This window comes from Micromonospora sp. NPDC000207, assembly GCF_040300925.1.
Taxonomy (GTDB): Bacteria; Actinomycetota; Actinomycetes; order Mycobacteriales; family Micromonosporaceae; genus Micromonospora.
On sequence record NZ_JBEPEQ010000061.1, the window covers coordinates 1 to 14,352 of the forward strand.

Genomic DNA, 14,352 nt, shown 5'->3' on the forward strand with positions numbered 1-14,352 from the left:
CGGGCAGAGCCCGGGCGTCCCCGACGACGGCCCGCACCCCGGGGTGGGCCGCCGCCGCGATCGCGTGCTCGGGCACCGGGTCGACGACCAGGACGTCGTACCCGGCCCGAGCCAGCGGGGCCGCGTACACGCCTGTCGCCCCGCCCACGTCCAGGACCACGGCCGGCGCATCGGGGAGCGTCCTGGACAGGACGTCCCACGTCCGGAGGAACTCCCACCGGCCCTGCCCGACGGTGAGGCGGTCCCGTTCGCCGCCCCGCCGGTAGTACGCCATGACCTCGGATCGCAGCATGCCGCCGATCCTGTCCGGCCGGGGACGGGCGGGCAACCGAATACCCCCCTTCCGGCGACGCTCCCCTGTGGATAGATTGACATCGTTCACGCCCGGCGGAGGCTTCGTCAGGCGGCCGGACTCGGGTGGCGCTGAGCGGACCAGGGGGGCCCGTCGAATGAAGATCGTCGCGATGTCCTGTACACAGCGGCGTCTCCCGTCACTGACCGACGCACTGCTCGACGCGGCGGTCGACGGTGTCGTCCGGGAGGTCGGGGACGCGGAGATCCAGCGGATCCGGTTGATCGACCATCGCATCGAGATGTGCGAGGGCGAGGACACCTGCCTTGATCCCGAGGTGGGCCGGTGCACCCTCGACGACGACTTCGAGCGTGTCGTCGACCTCGCCGAGGGCGCGCAGGGGATGCTGCTCGCCATGCCGGTGTACGCGGGCAACGTACCGGCGGTGTTGAAGATCTTCCAGGAGCGCCTGAAGAGCTTCATGAACGCCCGGCAGCGCCCGTTCGGCAACCTCCTGGTGGGGACCATCGTGCACTCGCGCACGATGCTGACCGAGCCGGCACTGGCGTCGCTGTTCCCGTGGTATCTGCGCCTCAAGAACAAGAACGTCGCGTCGGCGTGCGTCACCCAGAGCGGTCACCCGGACCTGACCCGTACCGCAGCGGTCGACCTCTGTACGGCGGTGGGCCGGCAACTTGGCATGACGCTCGACGTCAGCCGGTCACCGGCCGCCGACAGCGCCGTACCGCCAGTGGTTCAGTCGCCGGCCGCCGGCCGGACCGTACTGCCAGTGGTTCAGTCGTCGGTTCGTCCCCGCTGCGGTGACCCGGCCGTGTCCGCCACCGGCGTCTGAGGCGACTCCGCGCGCCAGGTGCACCCGTCGCCCGCCTGCTCGCACGAGACGGTGACGTCCGACTCGACGTAGCGCCCGGCGATGGCGGTGTTGAGGTCCTGGCAGTACTGGCACGGTGACGAGAAGGTCAGGACGACGCCGTCGCGGGCGGCCCGTCTGCGGTAACGCAGGATCCCGCAGTCGGCGTTGCGCAGGACGGTTCCCGAGGGCCGGGGCTCACTGGTCACCGCCGAGTCGTACAGCAGCAGCTGACGCTGGAGCCGGGTCATGAAGTGGTCGGTGGCGGAGAGCCCGGCGGGCCGTTGCGCCGCCAGCAGCTCCGCGGTGATGCGGGAGTTCGCCTGGATCCACGACGCCAGGCCGTCCTCGCCGTGCTCGCCGAGGATGAACTCCTCCGCGGCGGCCTGGGCCTCGAAGAACCGCTGGCGCCACAGGTCGACCTTCTCCGCCGGGTCGATGGCGGAGCCGGTCGGACCGGAGTCCGGCACCCGTCCGGCTGGCTCACCGGTCACTGTCGGTCTCCTCACCGGTCGCGGCGTCGAGTTCGGCGAAGACCTCCTGGGCGACGCGCAGCCCGTTGTTGGCGACCGGCCACCCGCCGTAGTAGGCGAGCTGGATGATGATCTCGACGATCTTCTCCCGGGACATCCCGAGGTGCAGGGCGGCGCCGATGTGGCCGCGTAACTCCCAGTCGGTGCGCGCCAGCGTGACAGCAGTCAACGCGACCAGTTCGCGCTCCTCGACGCTCAGGTGCGGGCGGGTCCAGATCTCACCGAACAGGTGGTCGACGGTGATCTCCAGGAAGTCCGGGTAGGAACCCGGACGCGGTTCGCGGCCGAAGACCTGCTGGAAGACGGCCTTGCCCCGCTCGTGTCGGACAGCCGATGGGTTCATCGATCAACTCCTTCGAAGGTGGTCGGACAGGTGTCGACGTCCACGACGTCACGAAGGCGGCGACCAGCGGCCGACGTCGGCCGCTGGCGGCCGGGCCGGCGACCCGGCCGCCGTCACCGTCGGATCAGAGGATGATGCTGAGCTTGCCGTGCTCGTAGAGCGTCTCGTGGTCGAGGACCACCACCCGCCTGCGAATCCGGAACGACTCGTCCTCGACGACGAGCTCGAACCGGTACTTACCGACGTAGGCGTCGGAGCGTCCGTGCCCGAACCGGTGGACGACGACGTTCGCCACCACGTCGAGGTGGGTGCCCCGGTCGGTCAGGATCTCCACGTTGCTGATCAGCCGATTGGTCCGCGACCGGGGGTTCTCGCACCACACCTCGTCGTTGAGGAGCTGTTCGATGCGCTGGCGCAGCCGGGCGGCGTCGTCGTCGACGAGCCCGAGCGCATCGACGGTCTCCGCGCGGACGTCGGTGGCCGGGATGACGTAGCGGATGTCGTCGGTCAGCAACTCGTCGTACCACTCGACCAGGCGCCACTCGTCGAGCAGCCGCGCCTCCCGGAACAGGAACTGGCTCACCCGGTGCCACAGCCGCACCCGGGCCGTCTCGTCGACTGTCAGTTCGGTGCTCATCGTGCTTGCGCCCCCTGCATCTCGGCCCGGTGCGCGACCTCGTGGTGCCCGTCGTCACCGTGCATCAGCCGGTCCCACTGCCGCCAGAACTCGCGGGCGGGAAGCTCGTCGGTCGTCTCGGGGACCTCCTTGTTCATCCCCCGGGACAGGTCCGAGTAGCGGACCGTGCGGTTGAGGTAGCCCCGCTGGCAGGACTCGATGATCTCGATGTCGTCGGGGGTGGCGAAGCCGGCGGGGCCGAGGAAGGTCAGGTAGTGGCTCTTGCGGAGTTCCCGGATGTCCGGGTCCTCGTCCTTGGGGGCCAGGGCGACCGAGGTGATGGCCATCCGGTCCGCACCGACCGGGTCGATCTTGCGGATCGTGATCGCGATCGCGTCGATGATCATCAGGTTGGGGAAGACCAGCAGAGCGCGGTTCGTGCCGGTGATCCGTTGGGCGCGCTCCGCGCCGAACCTGTCGACGAACCGGGCGGCAGTCGCCTCGATCCGGGGCCGGACCTCGGGGCCGAACATCGGCGTCCAGTAGGCGAGCGGGCGGGCCGCCGCCGGTGGCAGCTCGTTGGCACCGTGTCCCAGCCCGAGGGCGCGGCCGAACCCGCCCCGCCGTCGCGGCGGCACCGATCCGAGCGATTCCATGTAGGACACGTAACGCTTGTGCAGAGCCCGGAAGTGGTAGATGTCGACGCTGTTCTCCATCATGAGCTTCCAGTTGGCCCGGGCCCCGTGCAGTTGCGCGCCCTGGATCACCTCCATCCCGACCTCGGACTGGTCGTCGACGAGATCGAGGTACTCGGTCGCACCCGCCAGATACTCGGTCAGGGTGCGTGGCTGTTGCGGGTCGAAGGTGACGAAGACGAACCCGCGGTAGGTGTCACTGCGGTGCCGCGCCAGCCCGAAGTCCGCCTTCCGGAAGCCCGGCCCGTACCCGTCCGGGATCGGGACCCCCACCAGGTCACCCTGGTTGGAGAAGGTCCAGTCGTGGTAGGGGCACCGGAACGACCTGACCTGACCGGCCGGCTGTGAGCAGATCAGCGCCCCACGGTGGGTGCAACTGTTGGCGAACACCCGGATCGCCCCGTCGGATCCGCGCGCCATCACCACCGGGCGTCCGCCGACGTCACGCGACACGAAGGAGCCGGGTCCGGGCACCTCCGACTCGTGTCCGACGTACAACCAGCATCGATCGAAGATCCTGGCCATCTCCTGTGCGGCGACGTCGTCGTCGGTGTAGGCGCGACGATCCACCCGGAACGAGAGGCGTTCCAGGTCGTCGACCACGATCGGATCGCCCACCGGCCGTTGCACCTCGATCGTCACTGTTCCCCCTTTCGCTGTAGCGTCTGGACGGTGGCGGTGACCAGTTCGGCAGTGCGTACCGCCGAATCGCCGCACTCCGGTTGCGCCTTGCCCAACCGGGACCGGTAGTCCCGGGCCGGGTCGAGCAGTTCGGTGACGGCGTCGGCGACCGACCGCTCGGTGACGGCGGCCGGTTCCACAGCCGTTCCGAAGCCCGCCCGACCCACGAAGTACGCCTGGATCGGCTGGTCCACTGCCAGCGGGATCACCAGCATCGGCGTCGCCGCCCGGATCGACTCGGCGACGGAGTTGTATCCGCCGTGGGTGACGAAGACGTCGGCGCGTTCGAGGACCTCACGTTGCGGCAGATAGGGGGCGGTGAACACGTCGTCGGGGAGCGCCAGTTCCTCGGCGAGGTCGCCCACCGCGGCGACCACCTGCGCCCCGGTCGCCGCCGCCCCGATGATCGTCGTGCGGAGCAGGTCCGGCCGCCGGTAGAAGATCGTGCCGAAGGAGACGTACACCACCGGCCGGTCGGGGTCGAGGAGATCCAGGTCCGGGAAGGCGACCTCGTCGCCACGGGGGCCGGCCGCGCCCGGCAACCCGACAAGCTGCACCCCGTCGTCGGTGACCGCGTCCTCCCCGACGAGCGCGGAAATCGTCGGCATCACGTTGAGAAGCCGCGACCGCGCCGAGTGGGTCCGCGTCGACCACCGCACCCCGTGCCGGGTCAGATAGTCGCCGACCTGCTCGTCGTACGCCCAGCGACCTCGGCGGTGCTCCCTAGGGCAGACCCCACCCAGGTTGGCCCAGACCATCCCGTACGGCACGCCGGACGCCTCCGCCCCGACCATGGCCGCCGCGGTGACCGGCAGCGAGTCGACGAGGACGAAGTCCGGCGCGGTGGCCCGGAGCACGTCGGCCGTCCGGTCCGCCACCGGCGACGACTGGAGCATCGGGCCGATCTTCGCCGGGTCGCCACTCCACGGTGCCATCTCGACCTGCCCGACCGAGTGGACCTGCACGTCGCCCAGGGCCTGGCGGCGCTGCTCGTCGAGGGTGCCACCGTCTGCGGACAACAGCAGCAGGTCGACCTCGTTGCCGGTAGTTCGGAGTGCGTTGACCACCGGAACGTACGGGTTCAGGTGACCGTGTTGAGTCGTGGTGAGGAGGGCGACACGCATCAGATCTCCGATCCATCCGAATAATGCGAACAGTTCGGGTCGAGAACTGGCTCAGGTCGCATCACAGCAGCCATGAGCACGACACCTCCTGTCTACAGAAACGGGTCGAGACGGCGGCGAACGGACGGCAGCACTCCGCCTCCGGGCAGGCCGGAGCGACCGACGGGCCGGAAAGCGGCCGCCGGCATCCAGTTGCTGCTCAGAGGCGTACGCGTGCCCCGCATCGCTGAGGGGTGCATAGGTCGACGCGACTTGGCTAATTACGCGAAAAAACCCGGTCCACCACCTGTCCCGGGCGGTTTCGCAAAGCCTGCCGGGCGGTGCGATCAATGTCAATGCCTCGCGCGCGTCGACAGTCGTGACCTGGTGGACGTTCCTTCGGCGGTAATGTCATTTCGCCGTTTCGGTGGATTCCGAGCGGTTGGAGTGGCCGGTCTGGGTTTCGGCTGTTGTGCGGCGGGGGCGTCGACCGAGTGGCACGTCCACTCTCCACCCCGCTTCCCACTCCTCGCGATCGAAGGATTCGGGGTTCGAGTCCCCGGTGACCCACGCTGCTGCGGCGACGTTCAGAGGGATCCGGCGCGGCAGGGTCAGGGGACGCTGCAGGAGTAGAGCAGGGCCGTCAGCATGCTGACAGTGCCGGTGGTCGGCGTCGAGGTCCAACCGCCGGGGCCGTTCGCCGACAGGTTGAAGGTGCCGCTGCCGATGGTCAGCAGCCCCCCGGGGATGGTGACCGTGGTGACGGCGGGGCCGAGGGTGCCGCCTCCGGAGAAGCCGCCCGACAGGGACCAGGTGAAACCGCTGCGGGTCAGTCCGCCGACGGGCAGGTCCCAGGTGAACGTCGGTGGGGTGGCCAGGCCTGCGGTGCACCGCAGGTTCGTCGGTGGACTGACGGTGCCGGCCTGCAGGGAACCTCTGCCGTGTTCGCTGTCGCTCCACGTGGCCAGCGTCGCCTGTGGTGGTGCGACGACGACGGCGGTGCCGGCGAGCACCAGGGCGGCCGAACCCGCGATCCACCGCCGGAGGTGGTGGGTTCGCCTCCGGTCGGCCGGGCCGGGGGTCCGGGGGCGTCTCACTACTGCCCCACCCGGATCCGGTGCTTGCGGGTGGCGAGGATGAGCAGCAGTCCGGCGAGGAGCGCACCGGCACCGGCGAGCACCGGTGTCCGCAGGTCGACGCCGGTGCGCGGAAGCGGTCCGACCTTGCCGCCCGCCGAGGCCCGGTCGCCGAACCCGGTCGCGGTGACGACGAGGTCCGCCCAGCCCGAGGCGGTGGATCCGGTGGGCAGGCGGGCGGTCACCAGGAGCCACCGTTGCTCGTCGGCGCGCATCGAGGCGACGGTGACCGGCTGTCCGGTCAGTCTGGCGGCGGGGCCGTCGGGGAGGACCTGCCTCGCGCCGGTGGGGCAGGTGCCCGCCACCCACCGTGCGGTGCAGACGGCGGCTCCGACGTGAAGTCCGTCGGGTTCCACCGTGAGCGGACCCAGCGCCGACAGCGTGACGGTCACGGTGCCTGGCTCGTCGACGTGCGCCGAGACACCCACCTGCCAGGGCACGGGTTCGTCCGGCGCCAGGTTCGTCATGCGGTCCCGGTCGCCGATCGAGATCAGGGTGAGGGCGCTGCTGCGGATCACCTCCTCGGTGGTGTCCGCCCGCGCCGTGTCGGGTGCGGTGAGGATCCCGGCGGTGACGCCGGGAAGCAACGCCACCACGAGCAACATGCGGCGCAGGGTGGGGTCGCCGGCTGTCGTGCCGTTCGTCGGGGTGTCGGCCCCGGCGTCCGTCTCCGCTCCGGTCCACTCCGACCGGCCGGGCCGTCGGGGGCGTGACGGGGTACGTCGCCACGTGGTGCCTCGCGGCGTCTGCGGGTCGGTGGCGCGGGGCCAGAACGCCCAGGTGACGATTGCGGCGATGCCGATCGTGATGGCGCTCGCGGCGTACACGTTCGACAGGGCGCGTACTCCGTACCCGAGTCTGGGCACCGACCACTCGACGAGCCGGACGTGGCTCACCGCGTGCGGTGCGGCGTCGTTCGAGGTGTTCGCGTCCCCGCGCAGGGTGAGCAGGCGGACCGGCCCGCCGCCGTCGGCGACGGCGACGACCCGGTGGGTGATCGGTGGCAGCGGGGTGCGGTCGACGGTGACGACGTCTCCCACCACCACCTTCGACGCGGGGATCTCCCGCACCACCGCCAGTGATCCGGCGGGGATGGTCGGGCTCATCGACCCGGTCTTGAACAGGATGAGCGAGATGTCGAAGAAGAATGCCAGGGGGACGAGGACGACGCACACCGTCCCGGCGAGGGCGAGCACTGTCAGCGCCAGGTCACCGACCCGGGTCAGCACACCCTGCCGTCGACGCACTCGCACCATTCGAAGTTCCTTACGTAGACGAGGCTGTGAAACCCCAGGTGACGGAGCCGGTCGTCCCCTGGTACAGGTTGCTGGCGCCGGACTGGATCCGGACTTCGAAGCAGAACCGCAGCTGGGGGGTCGCGCCCCCCGGGACGGTGATGGTGGAGTAGATCGGGGAGGCGGGCACCGAGGTGACGCCCGAGTAGCTGGGGCCGACGATCCAGGTCGGCGAACCGGTGAACGCCGCGGCGGCGCAGGTGGAGCTGCTGCTGGGGGTCCGTACCGCGCGGTACTCCAGGGCGGGCAGGAGGGTGCCGCCGTTGTTCGACGAGCTGGTCAGGGCGACGGTGCCGCCGACGTTGGTCATCGTCGTCGTCCGGATGTTGATCCAGGCGTAGAACGAGATGGTGGGGGACATCGCGGTGGCGTTGAAGGCCAGGATCGCTGCGTTCACCACCGGGGTGTGGCTCGCCCACGTGCTCGACGCGGTCTGCGATTCGGTGCCGAAGACACTCGCCGCGAACGACCCGGTGCCGTACTCGCTGTCGGTCCACGTGGCGAGCGTGGACGTGACCCCCAGACCGAGGCCGAGGGCGCTGGCGAGTACGGCACGGGTTCGACGCAGCCGTGGTGTTCCGGTCGTCTTCTGACGTCTGACCACGGCTGCCACCTACACGGACTCGGCCAGGATCTGCCAGGTCTGCGTCACCGACGTGCCCTGCACCAGACCGGCATCAGCGGTGACGACGAAGCAGAGGAACTCCGGGGCACCGGGCGTCGTGGGCGGGGTGCCCTGTGTCAGGTTGAACGGCACTGCGGCGGCCACCGAGTCGAGGGGGGTGCCCTGTGGCACGACCCAGGTCGGGGTGGTGGGTGTCGCGTCGCAGTCGGCGAAGGTCGGGACGGTCGCGATCCCGTAGGTGAGGCCCGCGAAGGCGGGCGGGGCGGGGGTGGCCGAGGCCACAGTGACTGTCGCGTCGTAGGTGGTGGCGGCGGTGAGGCGGACGGCGAAGGGTGCCGCGACCACGTCGCCCGGGCTGATGTCGTCGAAGCCGGTGCTGAACGTCAGCGCCGCCGCCGCAGCGGGGGTGGGGTGCTCGGCGTAGGTGGTGCCGTCCGTGCTGCCCTCGATGCTGAAGGTGCCGGCGGTGAAGGTGCCCCGGACGTACTCCGAGTCGTTCCAGGCGGCGAGGGTGATGGTCGCCCCGAGGCCGAGGGCGATTCCCCCGGCCAGGACGGCTTTGAGCTTGCGGCTGGCTCCTCGACCGACGGGTGCTCCCGTGGTCGTCCTGGTTCGTCTGATCAACGTGTTCTCCTCGGTGCGGTGCGGATGGCTGTCCTGGGTGGTGACAGGAGCACAGCGGTGATCTGACCGGCTGGTGCCGTCGGGGACCGTCGATCGGACCGGAGGGGAGGTGGCGGAAGCTGTCACGCAAGGAAGACTCTAGGTCCTCGAAACCGACAAAACACCCAAAACCCCAAAGGCCAGTCAGGAGTACGCCCGCTCCACGGATCTCGTTCCGATCCACCCAGGAACGGGGTCGGCTCTCGTCGGGTCGGGGCACCACGGTTGTCCACCGTGTGGTTACTCTCCGATATGCCGCATCCCATCATGTTCGACGAGGCGGACCCGATCCTGAACCGGGTGCGGGCGCTCGCCCTGGCCCTCCCCGACGCGGCCGAGAAGGTCTCCCACGGTCGTCCCGCCTTCTTCACCACGAAGGTCTTCGCCTACTACGGAGCTTCGGTGAAGGTCGACGGCAGTCATCGGCAGCACGAACAGGCGGTCCTCGTCCTGCTCGATCCCGACGAGCGGGCGGGACTGCTGGACGAGGACCGCTGCTTCGTCCCGGCCTACCTGGGTCCTTCGGGGTGGATCGGGGTGGACCTGACCCCGGACACCGACTGGGGCGAGGTCGGGGAGCTTCTCGACGCCAGCTACCGCCGGACGGCGGGACGACGCCGGGTCGCCGTGCTCGACTCTCGACGGTAGCGACGGTGACCCCGGGGCAACCTTGCTGCTGACACGGCGCAGGGGGAACGCGCCCACGCGGCGCAGTCGGGCGCACGGGTGTGTTCCACCCACGCGCCCGACCGGCAGTAGGGACGGTCCGGGTCAGTGGGTGAGCACGACGGTGGAGATGCTGCGGGCACCGACGTTGACGGTGACCTGCCCACCGTTCGCGGCTACCGGCTGGCTGGCCGCGTTGGCGCTCACCGAGGTGAGGTAGTGCTCGGCTCGGGTGATGTTCTGCGGTACCTGCACCACGGCGTTGTTGACCGCGCTGGTCGACCGGTTGAGGATCACCAGGGTGGTCTTTCCGCCGCCGGTGTAGGCGGTCACCTCCAGGGGGTTGGCCTTGGTGCTCTTGGTCAGGGCGACCCGCTGGTACCCGGGGCGGACGTACTTGGAGTACTGCGAGAAGGCGTACCCGCGCTTGAGCGGCGCGCCGGCGGTGGTGCCGAAGGCCGCCTCCCCGTCGCCGATGAAGGAGTAGTAGCGCTTGCCGTACCACCAGACGTAGGCGGTCCAGTTCGCCTCCATCGACCGGTGCACGGTACGCATGATGTCGTCCAGGGTCTCGTTCCAGACCGTCTGGTTACCGGGGTTGCCCCAGATGTTGGAGCCGTTGCCGTCGGCGGCGTGCAGGTTCCACTCCGTCATCCAGACCGGCTTGTTGTGCTGGTCGGCCAGGGGGTACGAGCGCAGCCGCCCGGACTCCTCGGTGCCGTACAGGTGCCCGCCGATGTAGCCGATGTTGTTCCGGGCGGTGGTGTCGTTGAGGGTGGGGTCGGTGTACGTGTAGTTCAGGTTCACCGCCTCGGCGACCATCAGTTTGGTGTTCTGCACCCGGGAACCGTGGTCCCGGACGAAGTTGCGCAGCTCGGTGCCGCTCCAGTCCATCGAGTCGTAGTCCGGGTGCCAGTCCGGCTCGTTCTGCACCGACGTGACGTCGACAGTCACCCCCTGGTTGCGCATGTACTGGACGTAGCTGTTGAGGTGGTTGGCGTAGTCGTCGTAGTAGTCGGTCCGCAGCTTGCCGCCGTTGATCCGGCTGTTGTTCGTCTTCCACGCCGCCGGGGCGGTCCAGGGAGAGGCGAGGATCTTCACCCCCGACCCGTACGACTTCGCCGTCTTCAGGGCGTTGACGTGGGTGGGCCACTCACCGGAGACCGGTGAGACGCCGGTCCGCACGATCGACAGCCCCAGCTGGTTGGCGCCGAGGCCGACCAGGGTCTGGGTCTCCGCCGTCGACCAGGCGCTGCCCCAGATCGACTGTGCGGCCCCGAATCCGTCGACCGTCTGGTATCTGGTGGCGCTGTTGACGGTGATGTCCGCCGATGCGGCGGGCGGCGGGGTGGTCGGGGAGGTGGTCGGCGGGGTGGTCGGCGGGGTGGTGGGAGTGGTGCCGCCGGTGCAGGTGACCCCGTTGAGCGCGAAGCCGGTGGGGACGGGGTTGCTGCCGCTCCAGGAGCCGTTGAAGCCGAAGGAGGCGGTGCCGTTGGTGGCGATGTTGCCGTTGTAGCTGACGTTGCTGGCGGTGACGGCGGCACCGCTCTGGCTCACTGTCGCGTTCCAGGCGTCGGTTACGCGCTGGCCGGCACCGTAGGACCAGGTCAGGGCCCAGCTGGTGATCGGGTCGCCGAGGTTGGTGACGGTGACGTCGGCGTTGAAGCCGCCCTGCCACTGCGACGACACCGCGTAGTTCACCGAGCAGCCGGCGGCTGCCGCGGTGGCCGGTAGCGCCGCGGCGGTCGCCGTCGAGGCCAGGAGCACGGTGCCGGCCGCCACCCAGGCGGCGTGGGCTCTGCGGGTTCTCGGGGGAGTTCTCATCACTGTTGCGATCCTCCGGAGGGACGGGTGCAGGAGCTTCCGTCGACGGGACTGGAGCGCTCCCACGGTGTGACGGCGGCGGCCCTGCCGCGCCCGGTTCAAAGGTCGGTACGCCTGCCTCGTCGGCGGGTGTCGCAGCGCGAGGCAAGCGTTTTCCTGTTACCGTTCACAATGTATTAGCGACTTTGAAACCTGTCAATGTAGTGGCATGTTTCCTCTGAAGTGGAATCCCTGGTCAACCCGGGTGGAGACCGGTCGGCGTGAGTGTGGTCGAGATGGTCGGCCCCGACGCCCCGCCGTCGGTCATCGGGTCACTGCTGAACCGCCGGGCACCGGGTGCCGGGCGGAGGCGTCACCACGTCGATCAGGTACCGCGTGGTCGCGGCGCTGACGCAGCTGCTGCCGAAGGAGTAGACGGCGTGCCCCGACCCGTCGTAGGTCAACAGGACCGCACCGGACTGGCGTGCCACGCTGCGGGCCCACTCGTGCGGCGTGACCGGGTCGTACCGGCTGTTGAGCAGCAACACCGGGGGAACGCCGTCCCACCGTAGGGGCTCCTGCGGGTTGCGGACCGGGGTGGGCCAGTCCTGGCAGAAGATCGGCGAACTCGGATCCTCGACCGGCTCTCCCGACGTCTGGCCGGTGGTGCGTACGCCGTCGACGGGCTTGGGCTCGCTCGCCGCCAGCTCCGCCTGCCGCTGCGACAGCTGCTCCCAGTAGGGCCCGAGGAAGGTCCACTGGGTGTCGCTCAGCAGGTCGGTCGGGCTCATGTGCCGTGACGGGTAGCCGCTCGACCGAGCCGCCGTCCCTGGTGCGGGACGGCGCCGATCATCCGGAGCGGTCGGCTCGTCCGGACGCCGCAGGCTTTGGCCGGGTCACCCCGGCCGCATGCGTTTCGGGGCGCTCGCCGGGTGCTGCTGTCCGGTGCCGGGCACCGGCCTGGGCCCGTCCTCCGGGCCCAACGAGGGCGAGGGGCTGCGTACCCGCTTGCCGGTGTCGATCCTGAGGTTCGCCGCTTCGGTCAGGGACATCGTCGCCTCGGTGGCCGATCCCTGCGGCCCCGGCGATCTCGGGGGCGAGGGCGTGGGCGGGTACGACCACGGCGAGTCCACGGCGGAGGGGGTGCCGGGCCCCGGGGTGTTGACCGGGGAGTACTGGGCCGCGACGGCACCGGCGGTCACCTCGTGGGGGCCGACACGACCGTTGACCGTGAAGCCCCGTTCGGCGGTGGCCGACAGGCCCTCTTCGTTGAGCACGTGACCGGGGCCGTCACCGGGCCGGAGTTTGGTGATGTGGGTGACCCGACTCTCGACGCCGTGAAGGTAGATCTGGTCCATGGTCTCCTGGTGACCGATGGGGGCCTGCGCCCTACCCGGTGGATCCAGTCGGGGGCTGACCACGAAGGCCGCCGCTGCCTTCCAGTCACGGCCGGTGGCGACCGTCGCGTACTCGTACTCTCCGACGTGCAGGGGGAGCCCGTGGTCGGCACCGCTGATCACCGTGCGGTCGTCCTTGACCCAGGTCTCCGGGCAGAAGGAGGCGGGATCGCTGGGTGGACCGATACTCAGGGACGAGTGGTCCATGTCGCCGCGCATGGTGACGATCGTCAGAGGGGTGTCCGGTGGAGCCTGGGCGATGGCCGCCACCATCTCCGACCTGGTGATCCGGCCGCAGGTGGCACTGCCGAAGTGTTCGGAGACGGTGGCCTGGGCCCCCATCTTGGCGAGCTTGCGGGCGTCCTCTCCGTGCCCGGCCAGCAGGGGATGGGTGTCGGGGATCTCGTCGAGATGCTTGATCCACCTGGGGTCCTCGGCCTTGTCCTGAAGGGGGAAGACCTGACCGGCGGTCCGTCGGATGTCGGTGTAGGCGTTGGGGCGGTCGAGGCGTTCACTGAGGGTGTCCTTGATCCGCTGGGCGACCGCCTGGTTGATCTTCGCGAGCTCCCGTTCCCGATCCGCGGCCGTGGTGAGGATCTGCTGCACCGACGTGAAGTAGGTGTGGCTCTGCTGGGCGGTCAGGTCGTACGGATCGGTGCGCCGTCGGTCTGCCTCGGTGATCGAGTTCCTGACGAAGTCGTTCACCGTTGTCAGGTTCTGGTCGCGGTCCCTCCTGAGCTGCTCGAAGCCCTCCCGGTACTCGTCGGGCAGGGGGCGGTGCTGGAGGTACGCCAGGTTCTGCCAGTAGGAGGAGATCGACTCCACGGCGGTGCTGACAGCCGGGCCCTGAGTGGTTCCGGCGAGGCCCGGAGCCAGGTCGATGAAGCTCTTACGGGCCTCGTCCAGGTCGGCCTGGGTGACCATTGCCGCTCCTCTCCGGGTGCGTCGATCGTCTTATGTGGACCAAGAGATTCTATGGACGGTAGCCGTCGAGATCGGGGTCGGGTGGTCGTGCCGCCCTACGGCTTGGCCCTCTGCGGGTGGAACGTCTCGTGGCGGGCCAGCATGGCGACGAACTCGCGGATCTTCCGCTCGCGGGTCTCCACCCGCTTGACGGCGTTGAGGCGGTGGATGAGGGCGAACCGGTTCGCCTTGGTCAGGACGTCGAACATCGCCTGGGCGGCGGGGTCGGCGGCGACGGCGGCGAGGAGGTCGGCAGGTGCCTCGGCCTCCGACGGCGGCGCGTAGGCCGCCGCCCACCGCCCGTCGGCCTTGGCGGCGTCCACCGCGGCGCGGCCGGAGGGCTGCATCAGTCCCGCCGCCTCCAGCCGGGCCACGTGCCCGACGTTGCGCTGGGACCAGGAGCTGCGGGCCCGGCGGGGGGTGAACCGGATCCAGGAGGACTCCTGATCCCGTTTGCGGGCCTGCCCGTCGATCCACCCGAAGCAGAGGCCCTCGTCGACCGCCTGTTGCCAGGTGAGTGTGGTGACAGTGCCGCCTTTCCTGGTCAGGGCGAGCCAGACGCCGGGGGAGGACGCATGGTGGGCTGACAGCCAGGTGCGGAGCGTCTCCGCGTCCGCGACGATCAGCTCATCCAGTTCGGGGGCCGCCATGCCGGCAGGATAGCGCCGCC

The 14,352-nt window shown here is 69.8% G+C and carries 16 protein-coding genes; 2 read left to right on the plus strand and 14 right to left on the minus strand.

Going from position 1 to position 14,352, the window contains the following annotated elements:
* Nucleotides 1–292 (minus strand): class I SAM-dependent methyltransferase (locus ABT336_RS16460; RefSeq protein WP_350897455.1); only part of this gene is annotated, 292 nt, incomplete at its 3' end.
* Between the two features lie 157 nt (nucleotides 293–449).
* On the opposite strand from ABT336_RS16460, the gene ABT336_RS16465 reads away from it, so the two are divergent.
* Entirely contained in the window at nucleotides 450–1,145 is a 696-nt protein-coding gene (locus ABT336_RS16465; protein WP_350897456.1) for a flavodoxin family protein, read from the plus strand.
* On the opposite strand, the gene ABT336_RS16470 is transcribed toward ABT336_RS16465, so the two are convergent.
* The 9 genes from ABT336_RS16470 to ABT336_RS16510 form a co-directional block, all read right to left on the minus strand.
* Nucleotides 1,088–1,657, minus strand: a complete 570-nt coding sequence (locus ABT336_RS16470) for a hypothetical protein (protein WP_350897457.1) — start codon at nucleotides 1,655–1,657, stop codon at nucleotides 1,088–1,090. The two genes, ABT336_RS16465 and ABT336_RS16470, sit on opposite strands and share 58 nt — an antisense overlap.
* A complete protein-coding gene (locus tag ABT336_RS16475; RefSeq protein WP_350897458.1) occupies nucleotides 1,647–2,039 on the minus strand; it encodes a carboxymuconolactone decarboxylase family protein in 393 nt (130 codons plus the stop codon). Before ABT336_RS16475 ends, ABT336_RS16470 begins: the two co-directional genes overlap by 11 nt.
* Nucleotides 2,040–2,163: 124 nt before the next feature.
* Nucleotides 2,164–2,676 carry an aromatic-ring-hydroxylating dioxygenase subunit beta gene (locus ABT336_RS16480; protein WP_350897459.1) on the minus strand — a complete coding sequence of 171 codons (513 nt, stop codon included), beginning with the start codon at nucleotides 2,674–2,676 and terminating at the stop codon, nucleotides 2,164–2,166.
* Entirely contained in the window at nucleotides 2,673–3,992 is a 1,320-nt protein-coding gene (locus ABT336_RS16485) for an aromatic ring-hydroxylating oxygenase subunit alpha (protein ID WP_350897460.1), read from the minus strand. The genes ABT336_RS16480 and ABT336_RS16485 overlap by 4 nt, the downstream gene beginning before the upstream one ends.
* Nucleotides 3,989–5,155 carry a glycosyltransferase gene (locus tag ABT336_RS16490; RefSeq protein ID WP_350897461.1) on the minus strand — a complete coding sequence of 389 codons (1,167 nt, stop codon included), beginning with the start codon at nucleotides 5,153–5,155 and terminating at the stop codon, nucleotides 3,989–3,991. Before ABT336_RS16490 ends, ABT336_RS16485 begins: the two co-directional genes overlap by 4 nt.
* 590 nt (nucleotides 5,156–5,745) lie before the next feature.
* A complete protein-coding gene (locus ABT336_RS16495; protein WP_350897462.1) occupies nucleotides 5,746–6,231 on the minus strand; it encodes a hypothetical protein in 486 nt (161 codons plus the stop codon).
* A complete protein-coding gene (locus ABT336_RS16500; protein ID WP_350897463.1) occupies nucleotides 6,231–7,526 on the minus strand; it encodes a signal peptidase I in 1,296 nt (431 codons plus the stop codon). Before ABT336_RS16500 ends, ABT336_RS16495 begins: the two co-directional genes overlap by 1 nt.
* Before the next feature lie 10 nt (nucleotides 7,527–7,536).
* Nucleotides 7,537–8,169, minus strand: coding sequence for a hypothetical protein (locus ABT336_RS16505; RefSeq protein ID WP_350897464.1), 633 nt, complete (start codon nucleotides 8,167–8,169; stop codon nucleotides 7,537–7,539).
* Nucleotides 8,170–8,178: 9 nt separating this feature from the next.
* A complete protein-coding gene (locus tag ABT336_RS16510; RefSeq protein WP_350897465.1) occupies nucleotides 8,179–8,814 on the minus strand; it encodes a SipW-dependent-type signal peptide-containing protein in 636 nt (211 codons plus the stop codon).
* Between the two features lie 291 nt (nucleotides 8,815–9,105).
* On the opposite strand from ABT336_RS16510, the gene ABT336_RS16515 reads away from it, so the two are divergent.
* Entirely contained in the window at nucleotides 9,106–9,501 is a 396-nt protein-coding gene (locus ABT336_RS16515) for an MmcQ/YjbR family DNA-binding protein (protein WP_350897466.1), read from the plus strand.
* A gap of 123 nt (nucleotides 9,502–9,624) precedes the next feature.
* Here the strand turns inward: ABT336_RS16515 and ABT336_RS16520 are convergent, their stop codons facing one another.
* From ABT336_RS16520 to ABT336_RS16535, 4 genes are all read right to left on the minus strand, one after another.
* On the minus strand, nucleotides 9,625–11,343 hold the full coding sequence (locus tag ABT336_RS16520; protein ID WP_350897467.1) for a cellulose binding domain-containing protein: 1,719 nt from the start codon (nucleotides 11,341–11,343) through the stop codon (nucleotides 9,625–9,627).
* Between the two features lie 311 nt (nucleotides 11,344–11,654).
* Nucleotides 11,655–12,113: an alpha/beta hydrolase gene (locus ABT336_RS16525; protein WP_350897468.1), complete on the minus strand. Its 459-nt coding sequence runs from the start codon at nucleotides 12,111–12,113 to the stop codon at nucleotides 11,655–11,657.
* Nucleotides 12,114–12,218: 105 nt separating this feature from the next.
* The gene (locus tag ABT336_RS16530; RefSeq protein ID WP_350897469.1) at nucleotides 12,219–13,643 is read right to left on the minus strand and encodes a hypothetical protein; all 1,425 of its coding nucleotides are present in this window, start codon (nucleotides 13,641–13,643) and stop codon (nucleotides 12,219–12,221) included.
* Between the two features lie 95 nt (nucleotides 13,644–13,738).
* Entirely contained in the window at nucleotides 13,739–14,332 is a 594-nt protein-coding gene (locus ABT336_RS16535) for a YdeI/OmpD-associated family protein (protein WP_350897470.1), read from the minus strand.
* Between the last annotated feature and the right edge of the window lie 20 nt (nucleotides 14,333–14,352).